This window comes from Mycoplasma sp. 1573, from assembly GCF_053851775.1.
Genome location: NZ_JBSQBG010000002.1, coordinates 85,302 through 107,803, shown reverse-complemented (window position 1 = coordinate 107,803; position 22,502 = coordinate 85,302). Strand labels below are relative to the sequence as shown.

General features: G+C 29.8%; 9 protein-coding genes. 4 read left to right on the top strand and 5 right to left on the bottom strand.

Annotation, left to right across the window (positions count from 1 at the left end; translation table 4 throughout):
* Positions 1-39 precede the first annotated feature (39 nt).
* The 4 genes from ileS to ACWXVT_RS02050 are packed head-to-tail and all read left to right on the top strand — an operon-like array spanning position 40 to position 4,181.
* Positions 40-2,691 (top strand): isoleucine--tRNA ligase, encoded by a 2,652-nt coding sequence (gene ileS / locus ACWXVT_RS02065; protein WP_455967879.1) that lies wholly within the window; start codon positions 40-42, stop codon positions 2,689-2,691.
* Positions 2,684-3,301, top strand: a complete 618-nt coding sequence (locus ACWXVT_RS02060; RefSeq protein ID WP_438341768.1) for a signal peptidase II — start codon at positions 2,684-2,686, stop codon at positions 3,299-3,301. Before ileS ends, ACWXVT_RS02060 begins: the two co-directional genes overlap by 8 nt.
* A gap of 15 nt (positions 3,302-3,316) precedes the next feature.
* Entirely contained in the window at positions 3,317-3,880 is a 564-nt protein-coding gene (gene efp / locus ACWXVT_RS02055) for an elongation factor P (protein WP_438341769.1), read from the top strand.
* Complete coding sequence (locus tag ACWXVT_RS02050) at positions 3,858-4,181, top strand: MMB_0454 family protein (protein WP_455967877.1); 324 nt, start codon at positions 3,858-3,860, stop codon at positions 4,179-4,181. Before efp ends, ACWXVT_RS02050 begins: the two co-directional genes overlap by 23 nt.
* A 24-nt stretch (positions 4,182-4,205) precedes the next feature.
* Here the strand turns inward: ACWXVT_RS02050 and ACWXVT_RS02045 are convergent, their stop codons facing one another.
* The 5 genes from ACWXVT_RS02045 to ACWXVT_RS02025 all read right to left on the bottom strand — a co-directional run bounded on the left by ACWXVT_RS02045 (position 4,206) and on the right by ACWXVT_RS02025 (position 22,321).
* Positions 4,206-5,051: a hypothetical protein gene (locus ACWXVT_RS02045; RefSeq protein WP_455967875.1), complete on the bottom strand. Its 846-nt coding sequence runs from the start codon at positions 5,049-5,051 to the stop codon at positions 4,206-4,208.
* Entirely contained in the window at positions 5,023-5,259 is a 237-nt protein-coding gene (locus tag ACWXVT_RS02040) for a hypothetical protein (RefSeq protein ID WP_438341772.1), read from the bottom strand. Before ACWXVT_RS02040 ends, ACWXVT_RS02045 begins: the two co-directional genes overlap by 29 nt.
* Positions 5,259-7,760 carry a hypothetical protein gene (locus ACWXVT_RS02035; RefSeq protein ID WP_455967873.1) on the bottom strand — a complete coding sequence of 834 codons (2,502 nt, stop codon included), beginning with the start codon at positions 7,758-7,760 and terminating at the stop codon, positions 5,259-5,261. Before ACWXVT_RS02035 ends, ACWXVT_RS02040 begins: the two co-directional genes overlap by 1 nt.
* A gap of 90 nt (positions 7,761-7,850) precedes the next feature.
* The gene (locus tag ACWXVT_RS02030) at positions 7,851-16,460 is read right to left on the bottom strand and encodes a hypothetical protein (RefSeq protein WP_455967872.1); all 8,610 of its coding nucleotides are present in this window, start codon (positions 16,458-16,460) and stop codon (positions 7,851-7,853) included.
* Between the two features lie 17 nt (positions 16,461-16,477).
* Positions 16,478-22,321 (bottom strand): hypothetical protein, encoded by a 5,844-nt coding sequence (locus ACWXVT_RS02025; protein WP_455967871.1) that lies wholly within the window; start codon positions 22,319-22,321, stop codon positions 16,478-16,480.
* Positions 22,322-22,502 lie beyond the last annotated feature (181 nt).

Sequence of the window (22,502 nt, the reverse complement as noted above, 5' to 3'; positions counted from 1 at the left end):
AAATTGTAAAAAATGATTGATTTTAAAACGAGGAGCAATATGAAAGATTACAAAGATACGTTGTTAATGCCTGAGACTGATTTCCCAATGAAAGCAGACTTGGCTAACAAAGAAAAAAGTTACCGTTTACAATGAGAACAAGATAAGTTGTATCGTCAAATTTTAGCTAAAAATAAGAGCTTGCCAAGTTTCGTGTTACATGATGGACCACCTTATGCAAATGGCCACATTCACACCGGACACGCAATGAATAAAGTGCTTAAAGACATCATTGTTCGTCAAAAAAATATGGCCGGATTTTATTCTCCTTTTGTTGCTGGTTGAGATACTCACGGTTTACCAATTGAACACAAAATGCTTTCTGAAACTAAGAAAAATAAAAATGATTTCAGTGTTGTAGAACTAAGAAAAGCTTGTGCCGAATATGCACTAAGCCAAATTGAATTACAAAAAGAAGAATTCAAACAATTATCACTGCTTACAGATTTTGAAACCATTTATAAAACCTTAGATAAAAAAATGGAAGCGGATCAATTGCGTTTATTACAAAAAATGATTAATCGCGGATTAATTTACAAAGATTTAAAGCCAGTTTACTGATCGCCTTCGAGTCAAAGTGCTTTAGCTGAAGCAGAAGTTGAATATGCTGACCATATCTCTCCATCAATGTATGTTGCTTTCAAAATTGTTGAAGGAAATGAAGTCTTAGCCAAAGACGATAACGTTGTAATTTGAACAACTACTCCTTGAACTCTAATTGCCAATAGTGGGGTAGCAGTAAGTAAAGAATTCGATTATGTTAAGGTTAGTGCTAATAATCAAAATTACATTGTTGCAAAAGAGTTGCTTGAGTCTTTAGTCGAAATTTTTAAGTGAGAAAATTATCAAGTTTTAGACACATTTAAAGGACAAAAACTTTTAGATGCTAAGTACCTTTCGCCAGTGAATGACTTAGTTTGTCCAATTGTTGAAGGTCACCACGTAACATTGGACGGTGGGACAGGTTTAGTGCATATGGCTCCACTTTTTGGTGAAGATGACTTTTTAATTGGGAAAAAGAACAATTTAGCAATGATTATGCATGTTGAAGACGATGGTTCGTTAAATAATAAAGCAGGTCAATTTGCTAACTTATTCTATGATGATGCTAATCCAAAAGTGGGAGCACTTCTAACAGAAAAAGGTTTACTACTTGCGTTCAAGAAAATTAAACACTCATACCCACACGATTGAAGAACACACTTGCCAATAATGTACCGTGCAACACCACAATGATTCGTATCTTTAAAACCAATCAAAAAAGAAATAATGGATGCTATTCAAAATGTCCAAACTTTCAATGATTGAAGCAAAAAAAGATTGTCACTAATGCTAGAAGCAAGAGAAAGTTGAACTATTTCAAGACAAAGATCTTGAGGAGTCCCAATTACTGTTTTCTATGACAAAAATAAAGAACCAGTATTCAACGATGAAATTATGGATCACATTATTGCGTTGGTTGAAAAACATGGAACAGATATTTGATATGAACTAAGTGCGGATGAATTATTACCAGAAAAATTCCGTAATTTAGGCTACACCAAAGAAAATGACATTATGGACGTTTGATTTGACTCAGGTTCAACTTCAATTGGTCTGGATGTAGAAGGGATTAAGGCACCTTTTGATTTATATCTTGAAGGTAGCGACCAATATCGTGGATGATTTAACTCTAGTCTAATCAACTCAATTGCTTGAAGAGATACAGCACCTTATAAACAATTAGTATCACATGGTTTCTTACTAGATGGTAAGGGTGAGAAAATGTCAAAATCAAAGGGAAATATCATCAAACCTTTGGACATCGTTTCAAAATACGGAGCAGACATTTTAAGACTTTGAGTTGCAAATAGTGAATACACTTCTGATATTTCAATTAATGACAAAATTCTTGACCAAAATGTTGAAATTTACCGTAAATTAAGAAATACATTTAAGTTTATGTTGGGAGCAATTAGTGATTATGAGTTCCACGAAACTAAACTTGAATCAATCCATGTTTTAATCGATGAAAGAAGAAAAAACCTTGAGGCTAAAATTGTTGAAAATTACGAAAATTATCGCTTCATTAACGTAATCAAGGATATCAACAATTTCGTTATTGATCTAAGTTCTTACTATATTTCAATTTCGAAAGATAGTTTATATGCAGATGCTAAAAATAATGCAAATCGTTTACAAATTCAATACAACTTCTACAAAATCATTGAAACATTAATTACTGCCTTGGCGCCAATATTGCCAACTACAACCGAAGAAATTTATAAATATTTCAAACACCAAAATAAAAAATCTTCAGTTCACTTGCTTGACTTTTTCAAAGCTAAATCACTTGATTTTACAATCGAAAATCAATGAAAAGAATTCTTTGAACTAAAGGATGAAGTTTACAGACTAATTGAAAATGCTATTAAAAACCAAGAATTCAAGAGAGTGAATGAAGCTTACGTAACAATTAAAACTGACAGTGAATTTATCAAGTCTTTAGATTTAGTTTCTCTATTGATGGTAGCTAAAGTAGATTTTGCTAACGAAACAAAAGTACAACCATTAAAAGATAGTATCAAGTGTCAGAGATGTTGAAACCATTTTGAATCTAGTGAAATCAAAGATGATTTATGTTCAAGATGTGAGGAGGTCATCAATGCTTAATAATGCTAAAAAATGACTAAAAAAGGCAGCTCATGATATTGCTGCTCACTACAAAAAAATCACTTTTTACACATTTCTTGTAAACACAACTATCTTTTTTGCTGTTTTTGGATTAATGCTGGTTATTGACTTAGCAACTAAATATTCAATCTATAATAAAAACGATGCCACCTTGGCAGTTGACTATGGAAGATTATGAGGCCTAAGACATGTTCTTAATCCTGGAACAACCTTCTTTGGTTCTTCACTTTCATATGGATTTTTACATTTTTTGAGTATCGTAATAGTTTTATTAAGTTATGGTATTACGGTATCAATAACAAACAAAAGAAATTTAGCGATTATTATTGGACTAGCAAGTATTAGTGCTGGTGCAGTAGGAAATATGGCTGACAGAATTAACTACGATGGAGTAAGAGATATCTTTATCGTTCCTTGAGCTAGTCACGGAGTATTCAACTGAGCAGACTTAAGCTTAGTGTGTGGAGCAATTTTCACATCATTATACGTTGTTATTTCAAACATTGTTTTTTGAGTTTTAGACTCTAAAAAGCACCAAAATCAAAACCAATCAGCACACACTAGTGCACAACATCAACAATTAAAATAATCATAAGGAGACAATATGTTAAATGTTAATGAATTTAAACCAGGAATCACATTTGAATTAGATGGTGATATTTATGTTGTTTTAGAATCACAACACTCAAAACAAGGGCGTGGACAAGCAACAGTTAAAGCAAAAGTTAAAAATCTACGTAGCGGTTCAACTACAATCAAATCATTCACCGGTGGAGATAAAGTTAAGCCTGCTAGAATTGAAAAATCTTCAATGGACTATCTATACAGCGATGGAGAAAACATTATTTTGATGGATCAAGAAACTTTCGAGCAAATTGAAATTCCAGTTGCTAAAGTTGAGTGAGAAATGAATTTCTTGAAACCTTCACTAAAAGTTTTAGTACGTAAATATGAAACAGAAGTCTTAGACATTGAATTGCCAGCTAACGTTGAATTGCAAGTTATCTCAGCACCTGAAGCTGTTAAAGGAAACACAGCAAATAACCCACAAAAGAAAGTTATTGTTGAAACTAACTTCGAAGTTGAAACTCCAATGTTCATTAAAGAAGGAGAAACAATTTTAGTATCAACTGAATCAGGTAAATATGTTGGAAGAGCAAACAAATAAAATGAAAGAATGAATTAATGTTAATTCAGGCATGAATGTAACTTATTCAGTTCACATCGATGTACTAAAAAAAGCCATTTGTGAGCAAAAACATGCAAATATTAACATTCTAGATGATTTTCAAATTAGTATTGATAACAACAAAAATAATGTTTCTTACAAAATTAAATACAAAGTAAAGAAAAATGCTGATTTTGTTTTCGAAACTAAGAATCTAATCTTTTTTGTTGAACAAAAAACATTCAGCTTAATCAATGTTAAACCTATTAATGTTAATTTAGAATATTGCGGAACATATTAATTAAACACAAACCCCAGCCAGATGTTAGGCTAGGGTTTTTTTAATTTTCTGTGCAAAAAATAAAGCTATGTTATGTACTGTTATAATTAATTTTTCTTTTTCTGTTTCATCTAAATTCTTATCATATCACTGCAAAAATTCAAAGTCATATGATCAATCGTTAACATCATTTAAATTAAAATGTTCTAACAACAAGTAAGCTATCATTTCTAAGTTTAAATTGTAACTGGCAATCGATTTATTAGAATTGTTTAGATCAAATACAAGCTTTAACACATTGTAAAATTGCTGTTTAAATTTTTGATTGTCACTAAAATCGAATTCCGCGTAGCAATTTAGCTCTTTAGCAATTTGGATAATAATCTTTTTGAAAGTATCAAAATTGACGTTTTTAGTTTTATTTTCAAAAGGTTTGTTTAATTGATTTTCATCAAAAACAGGTACAAGCGTATACATTTTCTTTTTTAACAGAAATAGTTCGCCATTTTGATACTTCTTGATCTGATCTGAATTAGCCCTTTTAAATTCAACTAAACTTACATCATTATTTTCTTTATCAATCAAAAATGAAACATTCTTAAGCATTACTATGTAGGAAACTTTTTGTCCTTTTTTAACATAGTAGCCACGTTTTTTTCAACCTTCAAAATCATCATGAACTAAACCTTTGCTTTGATATTTTTCAAGCAGTCAAATATTAATTAAATCGTAAGGTAATAAGTGTGAAAGATATTTTAAAGATGCTATCAAGTTTTGTTTTGAGCTAAAAAAATGATTATTTTTCTTTTTAGCATAATCAATAGCGTCACTAACTTCTTTGCTAACTTGGTAATTTGCAAAATTAGATGTTGTAATGGACTGGAAATACATAATTTTCCTTGGCAGCTTCGTTAGTTCACTTATATGTTACATCTTTTGTTTTAATTTCTCCGCTTTGTGATGTTGCCATTTTACCTATACCAATCAGTGAAGATATTAAATTTATTCCAAGCGGTATCAGTGTAGTAAGAACTGTTATCAAGCTTCCAACTTGAATTTTTGCTGCATTTGTGTCACTTATTTCTTTGAAATTATTCATTAATGGTATGGTCCTTTTGGTCTTCCTCTAACTTTTGGTGGATTTTGCATTGTACTTAGTCTAAGACTACTTAAAAATGAAAAATCATTTGAAATATGTCTATTAATGCCATCGATTAATTGATTAGCAGTGGTAATGCCATATCCTTTTGATAAACTTGATTTATTTGCTTTAATATTTTGTGCTAGTGTTTTTATTTTGTCATCCATAGCGTTTACTTCATAGTAAGAAGTGTTGTAATATTTTCTCAATGCATCACTAAAATCGCCATCCAATTTTATGAAAATACTTTCATTGCCGTCAAATTGATTCAATGTGTATATTTCGTATGCTCTAGCATTAATTCCACTAAATGAGTTAGAACTTAAATTGTTGTGGAAGCCAATATATCTATTGATATCGTTTAAATATAATTTTCATGTTTGAAATTTAGCATCTATTATTGCCTTAGCTCACTTGCTTTGGGCACGAAGCAATAAACTTTCTACTGACTGAATTTTAGTTTTTAATTCAGCAATACTTGTGGCAAGTTGTTCTTTTTCCTTAATTAATGATTGAACTTGTTTTGTTAATTCTGTTTCTTTGTTGGTTAAAAGTTGAATTTTTTGATTTTGTGTCTCTATAAGTGCTTTCTTGTTTTCTATTTCACTTAAAGCGAGTTTTAAGTCATCATTTGATTTGTTAAATTTAGCAGTCATTTCTGAAAGTTGTTTTTTGTATTTTACTAAATCACCATTTTCAACTCTTAACTTACTTATGTCGTCTTTTAAATTTCGGATTATTAATTCATTTTGACTTATTGTACGTTCTTTGGATTTTACATCTTGTTTTAAGCCAATAATTTCAGATCTTGCAACAGATAAGTCCCGGCTTATTTTGTTTAAGTTACCTTGTGATGTAGTAAGCAAGTTTTGGTTATTAGTTATAGTTTGTTGAAGAAATCCGATTTTTTGATTAAGTTTTGCTGCTTCGTCTCTTAATTCCAAGATAGTCTGACGATGTTTAAAATAAACATCAACAACGTTTCAATTCAAAAGATTGTAAGATTTTAATCATGACTCAAAATTCAACATCATAGTCTCGGATTTCGTTATCATTTTTTCCTTTTGAATGAATTTATTTTCATTTATCATGGCTTGCACGTCACTTTTGAATGTTTTTAAAAATGCTATAAATGTTTCAGTATTACCATAAAAGTCTTTAAGTTTTTCAAAACTTGAGCCTTTGAAAATTTCTTTAGCAGATGCGAACGTGGTTTCAACATTTATTAGCATTTTCTCAATTATTGCCTTAATTACTAAAACATATGCTTTTGCGTTTTCTGTGTATTTTGAATTGTCTGCTTTAAGTTGAGTAATTAAAATATTGAGCTTCGTTGTTTCTGATTCATGCAACTCATTTATCTTCTTAATTGCTTCTTCATTTTCTTTTTGTAAAGCTATCAAATTATTGTTTAAACCAAAATTAGCGTTGTTTAATTCGTCTATTTTCGTATTCAAAGCTCCTAACATACTTTTATACTTATCTTCAGTTTGTTTTTTGTCTTCAATAGCTGAAGCTATTTTTTCGGTCAAAATGCTTTTTTCATTATTTAAAGATTCCACTTGTTTGTTCAGTGATGAAATGTTCTTTTTATTGCGTTCATTTTCGTTTGTAATAACATCAATACGCGACTCATAGATTTGTCTTTCTCTATCACGTTGTTCATTTAAGGTATTGTTTCTTGCTTGTAATTCATTTTTTTCAGCCGCATATTTAGCATTCAAACCATTTAAAACATTTTGTAATCTAAGTATTTCTTCATCTGAAACTTGTTTATTAGTTATAAGCTTAGCATTGTACTCAGCAAGATTTTGATTGTATTTTTCAGTAAGTAGAACATAATCTTTTTTGTATTGTTCCAATTGATTTACTAATTGACTTATCTGTTTATCGGACATTAATTTAGCTTCTGTTGCAGATTTAGTTAAGTCATTTTTAACGTTTTCTATTTCTTGTTGATATTTTTGAACTTCACTTTTGCTTTTTGACAAAGCAACTAATAAGTTTTGCTTTTGTGTTTTTAAATCTTCTAGCGATGAATTTTGTGTTGAAATTTTGCTGTTCGATTCAAGCAACGTTTTGTTTATTTGTAAATTTTCTAATTCTAATTTCTTTACTAATTGTGTCAAAGATTGTAATTTTTCACTAAGAGCAATTTTTTGATTTTCGTCAGAAGAAGCATTTTGCTTGAATGATTCTATTTGTTCTAAAAGTGCATTGTTATGATTTTGTTTTTCAATTAAAAGCTTATTTAAGTCATTTAATTCAGTTCTTAAATCCGTTATTTTTTCATTGCTTTTGCGCAACGTTGACTTTTTTTGTACTTGTGTAATAGCACTAATTGTAAATGTTGTTACACTTGCACATGCCATTAAGCCTAAGGCGATAAATGCAAATATTTTTTTGCGATCTTTGGGATTTGTTCTTGTGTTTTTGTAAATATTTGCAGCACTCTGCATTTTCCTCCTTTCACTTATTAAAGTAAAAAATGAAACCAATTTTAAAAATAAAAAACACTCCAAGTAATTTCGGAGTGTCACGTTGAAGTATTATTGAATTTGGGTTTTGAATTTAATTAATCCAGCATTATATAAAATTGATTTTTTAGTAGGATCGTCAGTAACGTGTGTGCTTTTAGGATTGTCAGGATCTAATCACACTAATTTTCCACTCATATCGTTTTTGAAAACTTTGAATGAATTATATTTTCCAGCAGCATCTTGTGTTGTTAAAACATGATCTGCATTTTCCCTTATGTCGATATATGTATCTTTTTTAGCATCATCATAGTTTCAAGATTTTGATGTTCCTAATCCCATTTGTTGCATAACATCACCTCTAGAGAAAAGAATTGCTGCATTGACTGGTGATATTGTGTGTATGGTTTTTTCACTAGTTTGTCCTGGGTAAGTAACTTTATGCTCAGTAAACATTGGTGCGTAAAATTTGCCTGTCGATCATACTGTAAAATTCTTATAGAATGTTTGATTTTCCATTCAACTATTTCAAATGTAGATTTTTTTATCTTCTTCATTGTATTCAAAATTGAATTTGTAGTAATAAACTGTAACCGTTGGTGAATTATATTCCTTAACGTATGAGTAAGCGCTAGTTTCATCACTAGGAACGAATGCTTTGCCTAGTCCAACTAGATCATTGAATTCTGAGTCAGCTTCTGTATTTCTATAAGGAGCCGATATAAACTCTCCTGGAATCGCTTGAATTACAGTTAATTCTCTTTTATTGATATTCATTTGCATAATTTGGAATTGATGCTCTAAATCTAGATATGTAGCACTGTGCCCATTATTTTGATAATTAATAAATCTAGGATTTGTGAACTTGATGTCAAACTTACTTTGATTATTGTCATAAGACGCGTCTTGTCAAATAGCATTATTTTCTTTATCAACGAAAACTTTTGTTAGTGCCTGGCTGTTAGTTGAATTTTTAATTGCTCATGCAATGTCTTCAGAAATCTTTTGCTCATATTGATCTTTGGTTAAGTTTTTGTCTCAACTTGAAGTTGCCACATCAAAGAAAGGTGTTTTTGCATCATAACCAAATTTATTATTGCTTTCAGTAAAAGGCTTGTCTTCATCAGTACCAGCATAACCACCTGCAGCCACGAAGCTGACAGAAGCATCACCAAATTTGTTTTGTGCTGGAAACTCAGAAGCCTCTTCGGAAGTTCAAAATCTTGTGCTGTCGTTTTTTATCAATGATTCCATCGATCTTTGATCATATCAATTTCACGTTCTTATACTTAACACTGGATCTACTTTTATATAGTCCGGTAAGTAGCTTGGGGTATATTCATATTTAAGTCTAAATGATATATTTCGAGAATTTGATGCGTTAGGTATTTTGTATCAAGAACCATCATCTTGTTTTACAATTTTAACTCTTACATTTTTTAAATTAAAATCAGATGGATCACTTGACTTGTCTTTTTTAGTAAATGCAAATAAATTAAATAGTGAAAGGATTTCATCATTTTCGGTGATGTCAATTTCTGTATCACCTGGTTTTGAATATTTCATCAGTGCTTGATAGAATTGTTCTCTTGTAGCAGTATTTGAAGCACTTATGGCTAAATATCTTCGACCATAGGTGTAGTCGTATTTCATTAATTTTGACATTAATGAAGCAAAGTAACTATTAAGTCGTCCATCGCTTGGATCTTGCTCATTAACTGTTCTCATCATTGTAGATAGCTGCGCTAATTTTGAAATGTCAGTTATAAATCACAATTGTTTTGAGTTATAGAATTCATTAGTTCCAGGAATTTTAGAACTTACTCAGAAGAGATTTACCAAATCACGTCATGTTCTTGTTACATGTATTAAGTCCAAATAATTGCTATATATGCTATTAATGGAAGATTTGATACTTTCTATGTTAGCGTCATTACTATTAATGTCTTTTGTTGCGTAAATATCAGCCATTGCTTCTTTTAGTAAAGAATAATTTCTAATTTCTTCATATTTCGCACTATATTCTTTTAACAGAGTTTCTCAAAAATCATAAAAATCATTCAATGTTGAATTTGTGTTTAGCATAAGTTTTGCTAGGGTTGTGGCACTTGCATAACCACTTAGAAGTTTATCTTGCTTTAGCAAATTTGCATATTCTTGCATTGCAGGATGAATTTTTTCAACTCAAATTCTTCGTGATTCATTGAAGCCTAAAAATTTGTAAACGTCTAAATTTGGATTTTCAATATTAATCATCTTGTAAGGTTCAATTGCATAAAGCATTTCATAAGAAGCATACTCACCTAAGAAAGTAGTTTCAAATCTAAAGAATAAGCCTTGTTCAAGAGGGCTATCCGCAGTATTATCAAATAACATACTGAAAAATTCTTTTGCTTTAGACACTAAGGCATTAATTTTAGATTGAACTGCACTAATTTTTTGTTCCACAGTATCGACAAAATCACTTTCAAAAGATTTTGTTGCATCAACTGAAGCATACCCAAATACATTGAATAAACTTGCATCGCTGATGTTTTGTAAATCAGTGAGTGTGCTTACTATTTCATCGTATGCATCTTGCACACCTTCATAGTCTCTTGTTTTCGAACTACTGAACGCATCTTTGTATGCTTGAAGAAGTTTAATTTTTTCAAACATTCTGCTTTGTTCGTAATTGAAAACATCATTCATGAATTCAGTTAATTTTCTAATTCCATAGTCAAGAATTTCAGTAGTTATGAAAGAATGGTCATGGATATTTGTTGATTTAGCTTTATTAAGTCTATCTAAAACTTCATATGTAAATCCGTCAGGAATGGTTACATTTCATGTTGTTGAATCATTATTTTTAGCTTTTACATAGTCGTAAAGAGCTTGACAAGTTTCTTTTAATTTGTCAGCATCATGCGAAATATTAATTGCTACTTCATTGCTTTTATCTAAAACATCACTTTTAGCCTGTTTTACTGCTTCTAGCGATAAATCACTACTGTGGAAAGTTGCACTGGCTTGTGCAACTGTTTGTTTTAGTGCTTCAATGCTTTGTTTTGTTTGCTTGCTACGAATGTATTCTTGATTTTGTCTTGTTGGTTCAAAATCAAGGAAATTTTGCGCATCAATTAAAGCCTCATCTAATTCAAATAAGGCATTTTTTAAATCAACTACAGCATTATTTTTTGCTTCGTAATCACTTTGTGCATGTTCAAAATCTTCTTCACTAGCATCGAGAGAAATATTTTTAGCTTCTAGTCATTGCGATGTTAATTTTTCCACTAATTTTGTGTTCAAGTTTTTATCTGATAATTGTTCATTACCATTAACCTTTTTGATACTTTTTACATAACTTGGTAAAAATGAGTTAGCAACTTTTTGGTATCAAGCCAATTTTTTAGTATACTCTTGTGCTTTTGCTACATCATTAGTGTTGTATAGATTTTTAGCACTAGCAATTAAGTTTGTAAATTCATCATAGAATGGTTTGATGTTTTCATTGTCATTATTAAATGCATATTTAGTTGATGAACCATCATTTTCAATTGATTTAATTACTGTTGCTAGTTGTTTTAAGGTGTCGAAAGAATCTTTAATTACTTGTAGTTGTTGATTAATAGCTTCAGAATTACTTTGACTGAATAATACACTATCATCTGTTGAAGATACATTCAGTGCCATCAATGTTTTCACACGTTTGGCAATCGTTTGACTGAATTCAGGAAGTGAATTTGCTAAGTCATTTGACTCAGCTTTTTCTAAAATTTCTTTGGCTAAATTGTAATTTGCAAGCCTGTGATCGTGAAGTTGTTTGATTTCATTTTCTTTTTGAGATGCTGCTATGTTTTTAGCCGAAATTTTAGCATTATCTTGGTCGTCTTGATATCTTTGTTCTGGTTGTGGACTGTTAGTTCACAATGTATCGATTAATGCTTCAATATCGATGTTGTAAACTTCATTTTTATCAGTTTGTTCACCTTTTCATTGATTAATTTGTTGTGATATGGCTTTTAATGTGTTTAGCAAGGTTATTGTTGCGCTAACTCTTGCTTTTAGTTGAGGTAAAATGGCTGAGTTTTGGCTTCCGTCTTCGTTTAATGAATCTGCTTGAATGTTATCCAAAAATTGATTGATTCTTGCTTTTTGATATTTGTCTTCTAGACCTTTATATGTATAGAATTCAATACCTTCTTGAGTTTTATCACCATTTAGGATAAGTTTTGCTTGTTTAATTAAGTCTTGAAGTTCAGTCGAATCTTTCAATTCTTTTACTGCTTTAGTAAGCTCATCTTTTAGTTTTGATAGAGTAGTTGTGTCCAAATTCTGTGGCACATAATTTTCTTGAGCTTTCTTAATTAAATCTTTAACTTTATCTTTTAGACGATTAATGTGTGAATTGTCAGTATCAGTTGTTGCATTCAGTGCGTCTTGGGCATTTTTTACTTCTTTAGCAAGTTCAACTACGTTATCTTTATTTGCTTTTAAGTCATTGATAAAATCTTTAATTTTTTGAATTTCTTCATCAGATGTTGCACCATTGTTTTTGTTAACTAACTCATCTAATTGTTGGTTAATTTTAGTTTGTGCTTCACTATCAACATCGCTTGCGTTTTCAGCTAAAGTATTTTGAAGTACTTGTTTTAAACCATTTTCTTGATTATCTATTGCATCTTTGTTTTCATCTTTGTTACTTTGTTGATCTTTTAGCGAATCATAAACTTGTTGCAGTTGTGAATTTTTTGCTTCTGTATCATCATAGTCTTTTTCAATGCTTGGTTGTGAATTTTGCAATGCTTTTGATAATGTTTGAATTGCATTTTGAAGATTTTGTTTTTGTTGACTATCTTCAGTAGCTAATCAGTCTTTTAGTTGTTTTGCGACTTTTTTCTGAGTATTAATTAAATCTAAATACTTATCAATTTGGCCATTAATTTTATCAAAATCTTCTTGATTTAAATCGTCTTGGCTTAGTCTATTTTTTAAGTCTTCAGCAAATGATTGAATGCCTTTTTTGACACTGTTAATTGCATCTAAAGCTGGATTTTCGACATTAGTTGTGTCGAACTCATCTAGATTTGTTAACTTAGCTAATTTATTTAATTTGTTGTTTAGCTTATCTTTAGCAAACGCCTTTTGCATTTTATCTTTAAAACTATTTAGCGAATCTAAAGTAATCTGTGGATCAGTTTTTTGTTGTTCATAATCAGCTTTAGTTGTTTCATACAATGGGAATGAATCATTTTCATTACCGCTTACTTGTTTCAATGCTTCAATTGCTTTATCTGTCTTATTAACAACGTTTGCGTCAATATCATTGATTAGATTTTGCAACTGTGTATCAATTGCTTCTTTTTTAGCTTTTAGTTCAGTAATTTTTGCATCTAATTCAGCTTTTTTGTTGGCTAGTTGTTCACTAGTTAAATCATTAGATTCCAAGTATGAACTATATTCTGCTTCTAATTGTTTGATTTCGTTTGACAAATCATGATAAATTGCTTTTTGTTGGTCATTTTGGTTGCCTAAAATAGCCTTCAAATCATCGATTGAAGATAGTAATTCAACTTTAGCTTTTGCTTCTGCTAATTTTTTATCAATTTCTGCTTTTTTATTTTGTGAATTTTCGATAGTATCATCATAAGCAAACATATTATCTGCTACTTGTTCACTTAATTTGTCAATAATTTCTTGATATTTTGTTTCTTTATTATGTTGCAAAATTCAGTTTTGTGCTTCAACTAGTGAATCATTTAGAGATTTTATTGCTTCAAATTTTTGCAGTGCATCTTTTAATTTTTCATCTGAATTGCTATTCATTAAACTTTCAAATCAGCCATCAGTGATTTTTGGTTTTTCACTTTTATACTTAATTGCAACACCCACAACATAGTCTGAAGGTTTTGTGTATTTGATTTGAGCATTAACTTTGGCAATTTTATCTTTTAAAAGACTGTTTTTTGTGTCCTGTAGACGTTCTTTTAGTGAGTCTAGCAAGTTTTGAAGATTTTCAAGATTGATGTTTTCGTCGGTATTGACGTTATTAATTAAGTCATTGATTTTTTGTTTTAGTTTATCATTTTCTTCTTTTGCTTTATTTACATATTGTCCGGCATCTGAATCGTTAGATACTTCATTTTCAGCATCATTTAATGATTGAGTCCCTTTTTCTAAATTACGAATCAAAGGTAAGGCTTGCTCTAAATTATCAATGTTTTTATTAATTGCATCAACATCATCTTGTGAAAGTGATTGATTTTGAATTTTGCTGCTTAAATCATTTAATTTTTGACTTAATTTTTGATAACTTGTCAACTTTTTATCTTCTTCATCTGGATAAAGGTTGTCTAATTCTTTTTTAGCGTCTTCAGCTTTTGAAGATAAGTTAGAATCGATTTTTGTACTTTGTAATTGATTGAAGGCTTGACTTAATTTGTCGCTTACATCTTTGATTGCTGAAGAATCAACATTGTCATCTTTAAATAAATTATGTGAACTATTTTGAAGACTTCTAATAGCAATAATTTGTTTTTCAAGTTTTTCGTTTCCAATTGTATCTTTGAAAATTTCTTGAATGTAGTCATTGATTTTTTCATTGATTGCATCTAAATTATTTAGAGCATCAATATTTTTTGCATATGAAGCTATTTTTTCATTTAAAGCATCCAAATTTTTAGCTGTTGTTTCAGTTGGTTCACCATTTCAGGCATCATTAGTTAAACTATCTAATTGAGATTGATAATCATTTAGAAGTTGTAATTGCTCTTGGATGTCTTGTGAGCTTTTTCAAATTAAATCATTTTTACGATTATAAGTAATGTAAGCATTATCTGTAGTATTAGATAGATATTGTTTAATTTGACTGGCTTTTTTAATTAAAGGTAAACGTGCTAATTCTTTTAAACGACGAATGATTGCGTTTTTGTATGCTTGTGAGCTATTTGTTGTGTCAGAAGTAATGTTTTGTTGTGAGTACTCTTGATCAATGAAATCTTGAATTCTTTTCACAATGTCAGCTGAGTTTGCATCATTGTAAACTGAAGCTAAAAATTTGGCTAGTGTATCGTCCAAAGTCTTTAACATTCCTAGCAATGCTTGACGACATTTTTCTTCTAGGGCAGTACTTAATTTTTTAGCATCAGTAGGTTTTAGTTTATCGCTATTGAAGATTGAATCTAATTGTAGATACATTTCTTGCAATTGAGCGCTGAAAAGTTGTTTATTTTCTTTTGCTAAACCTAGATCAGCATAAGCATTCAAGGCGTTTAGTAGTTGTTCGATGTTATTTTTAGTTTCCTTTGCATAAACTTGTGCACTAACATCAGCTAAAACATTGTTAGCAATTTCATTAATTTGTTTGTCTAAACTTTCAGTTGTTAGATTGCTATTAATCAAATTATTTAAAGCATTTTTGTACTCATGATTTTTATCTAAACTGATTAGGTTTTGTTTTTGACTTTCATCTAAATTTTTAAGAATAGTTGAAATTTTCTTATCTAATAAGTTTAATTGTGAAAGCTGAGCACTATATTTAGCTTTCTCTTCGATAACTTTATCATATTCGGTACTTGCAACGAAGTCTTCATAAGCACTCGAATTTTGCATTTGTTCTACTTGTTTAGTTAAATGCTTAATTTGTTTTTTCTGGATCTCAAGAAATGAGGTTCAGTTATATTTAATTTCTTCAATGTTTTTAGTATTGTCAAAAACTTTTGAAACAGTGTTTTGTAAGTCAATTTTCAATTGCTCAAAATCATCTTTTGAGGTAGATGAATTTAATCGAACATTAAATGAAGAAATTAAATGCTGCAATTGTGAAGCAATTTCCTTATTTGCATCGTTATTTTTCAAATAAGAATTTAATTGATCTAAATAACCATTAATTTCATAAACTAATTGGTCAATAGATTGTTTATCTTTCTTGTAAACATTAACAATTTCTTTAGCATCATTTTTTAAAATATTGATTTCATTGTAGCTAAATGATTTTTGTACCAACTTGGCTTCAATATTATCTATTAAAGAATTGGCTTGGTTTTTAAGCGCTTGACTTGGTAAAGAGTTGATATCACTTTTTAGTGATGCTAAATAGTCACTCTCATTAGATTCAAGTACATCATTTAGTAATTTTTCTTGCTTTTCTACTGAAATAGTGAATAAATCTTTAAAGGCCGCTAATTTTTCTTGTCTTTGTTGTACCGAAAGCGAGTTTCAGTTTGAGACAAAATTATCGATATCAGTTGAGAATTGCGGATTGTTGGCAAAATAATATGAATAAATACTTTGTTCCTGTATTCTGTTTCTTTGAGTATATAGAAAACTTTGTAGTTCAACAGTCTGATCTTGAGTTAGATTGCTATTAGTATTTTGTTGTAAATCATCGATTACACTAGAAAAGAATGAATTTTGAAAATCATTGATGGCAGTAACTTTTTCTTTGAAATTTTTATTATCATCATTTCAATAATTTTGAGCACTAGTAAGTTTTTGATTTAACTCTTCTTTTACTTCTGGACTGAAATTTCATACATCTTTGTATGTTTGAAATTGATCTTTTGACTGGTCAAAAGTTTTATAAAAGTGATTTTTATTTTTGTCAAAATCTTGCTTTTGTAAAGCTAGTGCAATTGTTGAAGATGAAACCGCAATACCTAGAATTCCACTTAGTGATAATAATATTTTGCTTGATTTTGTCATGTTTTACCTTTCTTAAATTAGTGTAATTTCAATTTGATTTCTAGTTTGTCGATGTTTGTCTTATAAGGAAAACCTTTAGATATGGTTTCACCCTTTGGAGTAAATGCAGTTTCGTAAACCCCTCCCCCAAAATCTGGATTGTCATGTGAAGGGTGTCACAAAGAAGTAAAGCTCTTTGGAGTAAAATCACCAAATCTTTTTATGTAAGTCTCATCATTATTCACAATTGAATCTTTAAGTAAAAGTTTGGTGTTAAAAGCATCGAGATCATTCAACAAATCTTCGGCCTTTGCCATATTTAAATACTCAGTTAATTTGTCTACTTTGATTTGGGTTTTATAAGTTTGTGTTGTCCCATCATTTAGATGTACTGTTTTTTCTGTTGCTTTATCATCTAGAGTTCCAAAGTTATAAGTTTTGAACATTCAATTAGCAGAAGTATTAGGTTTTTTTACATAATTATTGCTGTCATTTATATATCCAGTAAGAAGATTAGTTTCTCCCTCGTCACTATTTTTATAAAGTCTATTTCCTAAATCTAAATCAAGAATTAAAACTGCTCTATCTTTAAATTCACCTTCTTCATAATTTTTGACCTTTACCATAGGAAAGGCTATACGAAGTTTAATCATATAATCAACATATTCTGAATATTTTTTAATATTTATATCTTTAACAGTTCAATAAATATATTGATTTCCATCACTAGACACAGATGGTTTGTATGAGTCGCCATCGGATAGTGGTTCAGCCTTACTTTTTCGTAGTGTTAAAAGAAAATCGTCTTTTAACTTCAATTTTACTTTTAAATTGTCGTTTTGTGCATCTTCTCTGCTATTTGTACTTGATTCAGGATTGTTTATATTTCCATAATTTTTTACTTCTGAAGAAAATATGTCTATATTACGCTTTGCCATGTCTAGGAGTGAATATTTAGCAAATGCGCCAACATAATTATTTATAACATTTTGTGCATTTCAACCTGCTTTATTTCAGTCGAAAATTTTGCTTTTTTCTTTTGTTTTAGAACCTAAGCTTTGTTGTGTTATAAAAACTTCGTCCAAAGTATTTACTGAAATGGTTACACCGTCATAGTATTTTGCAATGTAATCTACGCCTGGATAAGATGAACTACCTTCAGGTTTTTTGTAAATGAACCTTAAATTAAATTTAATTTTCTTAGTTAAACCATCGGTTTGGTTGAATATTTTAATGTATTGAGAATCAGTTTTAGCTTCATAGAATTGAACATCAACATTATTTAGGTTAAATTTCTGATTTTCACTAGACTTTAGAATATTGAACTTATTGAACAAGTCTAAAAATTCAGTTTTATCCTTAATAGAAGCATAGTCATATTCTGGGTTAGGTTCATTAGGATCTTCAACATTTGAAGTATTTACTTGATTTCATTTCTCAACGATATCTTCAGCACAAATTCCTTCTTTTACAACGATATCGTTGTAATTTGCTTCATTTGGTTTTTGTCAGTCAGGAACGACATCTAAATAGCTAAAAATTTCATTTAGATTATCCTTGTAACCAATTCAATCTTTTAATTGCTTAATTGAATTGTATGAACTCTCAATGTTTTTTAACACCATGTCGAAAGGAGTAACGTCTTTTTGTCAGTTGGCTAAAATATCAGTTTTTAACTTTTCAACTGCATCTTTTTCTTTATATGAATTTTTAATGAAATTACTGAAATCTGGATTTCGACTAGAAATATTGTTGCTATTTTCGTATATGTTGTAAGGGCTAATATTATTAACAACTTGTGAAAATAGCAAACCAAAATTAGAATAAGTTTCAGTGTAGTCTTTGTAAATTTTTACAAGTGAATTAGCGTTATCATTTGCACCATAAACTAGGTTGTTGAATTGTTTTTGGTTTTTATAAATTTGACCAATTAGTGTTTGTAGCTTTTCTTTTACGTTGTTCATTTTTTGAACTTGGTCGCCAGTTTGTGGATACTGAGCTTGTACTGAAGTATCTGTATAATCGTTATTAGCTAGAGATGAAACAAGCGAGCTAAGTGTTTCAACAACACTTATTGTGGCCGCATCTAGACTTTCGTCTTTAAAACTATTTAGACTTGATTCAATATCACTATATTTATTAATGCTTTTTAAGATAGTTGTAAAGTAATTTGCATACGCATCATTATTTTGTTTAGCGGCAAAATCACTTTTGAAATCACTATATTCTCTTGCTAATTTATTTAATGGACTAATGAATTTAGTATTCAGTGTTTGTAATTGTGTATCAAGTGATTTGATTTGTGCCATGTATGAATCAACTGCAGTAGTGAACACATTTTCGTAAAGGTCGCTTCCTTGTTTAACGGTTTCATCACTTAATTCTTGTGTTAGGTCAAAATTGAACTCACTTAAGAATGTGTTTAGTGAGTTTAAATCATCTTCACTTACTTGCATAATTTTTAGCAATTGTGCTTTAGTTAAATCTTCTCAATCTTGTGGTTTTGATGTTCCCTCAACGCTATTTATTAAATCAGCAAAGTCTTTTAATCATTTATGTTCTCAATAAATTCTAGCTTTTAGACCTTGATACAATTTCAAGACATTTTGTTGGTATTTTTGTTGTAATGAGTTGTATTTTTCAGAAATTTCATTGAACGTATCCTTATCATTGATACCCTTAACTGAAGACAAGTATGTAAAATCTGGATCGCTTGAGTTTTCTAGTGTTGGTCTAATATTATTTTGAAGCATTAAAACGCTCAATTTTACAAAGTTGTTTGCTAAGGTTTTAGCTTGGTCCAGTTTGGTTTGTTTTAGTTTGTGCAACAATCCTGTTTGCATATTTCTTAGTTCTTCGAATGAGGCATTTTTTCTTTTACTCATTTCGACAATTGCTTGATCGTCAGTAGTAATGCTTGGATCTGATTGCTTGATTTGTTCTAGTGTTTCAGTTGTGTGTTGAATTGCTCTTTGAATAGCTTGATTCAATTCTTCAAAAACAGCTTTCATTGTGTCATCTTGAGCATAAGTATCTTTTAGTGCATATCAAGATTGAGCAATTTGGATGTTGGCTTGCAATTTGTATGTGTCTCAGAATGCTTGATTGAATGTATAAGCATTAGAAGCATCTTTATTTACATACAATTCTGATCATGATCCATTTGTTGGAACTTCAATTTTGTAAGTATTAGGAACAAATTGAAGATATTTTAACTCTAGTTGTCTTCTAGGAATGACAATATCATAATTTTGATCGTTGACAATTAGTCGTGATTTAAGTTTTTGTAACGCTAGATCAACTATTTCGTTTAATGGTGCTTTTTGTTCGTCTGATAACTTGATTTGTGGTCATGCAGTGAAATAATAGTTTTTTGAATAATATAGAGCCGGTATGTAAGCAGCTGAGATTGTTAACATTTCTTTACTTCACTCAATCAGTGTATCTTTTGAAATGTCATCATTTAATAAATTGTCAGTAATTTTATTTACTAAACCTACAACAGGAGGATTTACATCTTGGGCTGAGCCAAATAGTTTTTCAGTGTATTGTTTAATAACTTCTGAGTCAGTGAAAGCATCAGGATAAAGACTTTTTAAGTAATCATTTTGTTCTTTTACAGCTTTCACATTAGTCATAATTGCTTCATAGAAGTAGAGATTAGCATATTTATCAAAAGCATTTGCTCTAATCTCTTCAAGTTTATTGTTTAAATTATTAAAACTTGAATCACTAGGAGCTTTAGTTAGCGAATCTAAATTAGCATTTGATAATTCAGTTAAAAGGTTTTCATAGTAAGCCTTAATGTATTGTTTTGAAGCAGTTTCATTTAGGTCAACTCAATAAATTTCGTCATAACGTTCTTCAATTAAATCTAATAAGTTAGTTTGGTTTCTGTTAATAATGTCATCAGCAATGTGTTGTCTTAAAGTTGCAATATTCAAAAGTTTTGTAAAATCGTTTTCTAAAACTTTTTGAAGACTCAAAATGTAATGAACAGGTTTAACAACATCGCCTATAGCAGGTTTTTTTCAGACAGCATCAACTGGAACACTTCTTAAAATTGCATCAGCCATGTTTTTGGCATCTACTACATCTTTTACGGTTCTGCATAGTCTTGATGCTGCTACTTCTTGCTGCTTAGTAATCAATTCTTCCTGTTTGTTTAATAAATTAATTATGTCGTTGAATTTTTCAATGTAACCAATTATGTTTTCGCGACTCAATACTTCACTTGTTGCTCCTGAATACAATCTATTAACATAATCTTCAAAAGCCTCTTGCTCACCGTTTGCTGAGCCAAAATTACCAGTTCCCTCTGGATATTTAATACTATTAATTTTTTGTAAAGAAAAAAGGTAAAGTTCACGCAATCTTGTTGTTAAATCAACTAGTAATTTTAAATTTTCAATTTTTTCTTTTGAATCATAGACATCTTTGTCATTTAAATCTTTCGAACCATATAAGTCTTTTAACTGCTCATTTGCTTTATTTAGTTCGGTTAAGGCTTTTTCAATCAATTGAGTTTTTTCGTGATTCTCATCTTCGACTTCAGACATTTTTTGTTGATAAAAATCGTTTGTATCTTTAACTAATTTAGCAATTTGCTTGCTATTATCAATTGAATCAATCAAATCATTTAACTTAGTGTTAACTTCAGCAGCTTGCTCATTATTTGTAATATTATTTGCATCAGTTTGCAACCCATTGAAAAGGTCGTCCATTTTTTGTTTGAAACCAGGATCTAAATTTTCAAACGAACCTTGGTCAAAATCATTTTTAGCATCTGTTACTTTGTTTGTTATATCTTCTTTGTTTTCTGGTGATGTTTTGGTTTGAATTACCGCATTATCAAGATCTTGTTTTTTGTTTAATATTTCTTGTGGACTTTCATCTGTAGTTGTAGATGGTAGTGATTGTTTAATTTTATCTTCAAGATCAACAGCTTTTTGGTTATCAGTATCATTATTTTGATTTTTAAGATTTTGAATACGATCAAAAGCCTCTTTTTGTGATTTCACTAAAGAGTTTATTGCATCTAATTTATCTTTTAACTTGCTTAGTTCTTCTTTATCCGAACTGCTTAAAGCATTAGCTTTGTTGACAATATTTTGCACATATTCTTCTAGCTTTTGAGCAACTTCGGAAGCAAGTGGATTATTAGTGTATGGATGTTTCCTTAAAGAATTTATATTATTTAATGTCTCGTCTTTTTTAGCATTAAATATATCTTTTTGGTAAGCGGCATCCATTTTTTGTAAATATACTTTTAGATTTTCACTATTAGCTTCGGGAGAGTTTTTATCGGCATTGTATTGATTGATAACAGACTCAAGAGTTGGAACTTGGATTCCACGTAGTGAAGAATCTTTTAATAAGTAATTGATTTTTTTAGAAATTTCAGAATTTACTTCTTCTAGTTTGTTGTAGAAATCATTTTTATCTTTTGTTGCTTCGTCATACAATGTTTCGGCATCCAATTTTGCTTTCTTTAGATCCAAAATTGAAGCATCTTTGTTTAAAACCTTAGTTTCTAGATCATTTATCTTTTGTTCTAATTCTGAAGCTTTAGTAGCAAAATTTGGTGAGTTCTTTTCTTTATCTGTGTATACATTTTTAGCTTTATTGATAGCCTTTTCTGTTTCAATATAATCTTCATTTTTTGAAAGCGCATTGTTTAGATTATCAATTTTTTGTTTTATTTGGTCATCATCATCTTTATCGCTTGGTAAAGAGTCTAAAATTGCGTCTTTTAGATGTTGTCAAGCATATGGATTTTCATCCTTGTTGATATCATCTAATGAATTTAAAGCATTAGACAATTTTTGTACAAGTGGCAGAACTTTTTTGATTTTATCTGTTAATTGTTGTAATTGTTCCAAATTAGGATCAGCAGAAGAAAGTAAATTTTCTTTTTCATTTAAAAGTGATTTAATTACTTCATTTACTTCTTTATAAGGTGATTCCTGAGAATTTTGCTCATCTTCTTCATATAGTGCATCACTTAGATCTCTTCCGCTTTTATCAAGAAGAGCTAGTGATAATTGTTTGTTAAGTTCATTA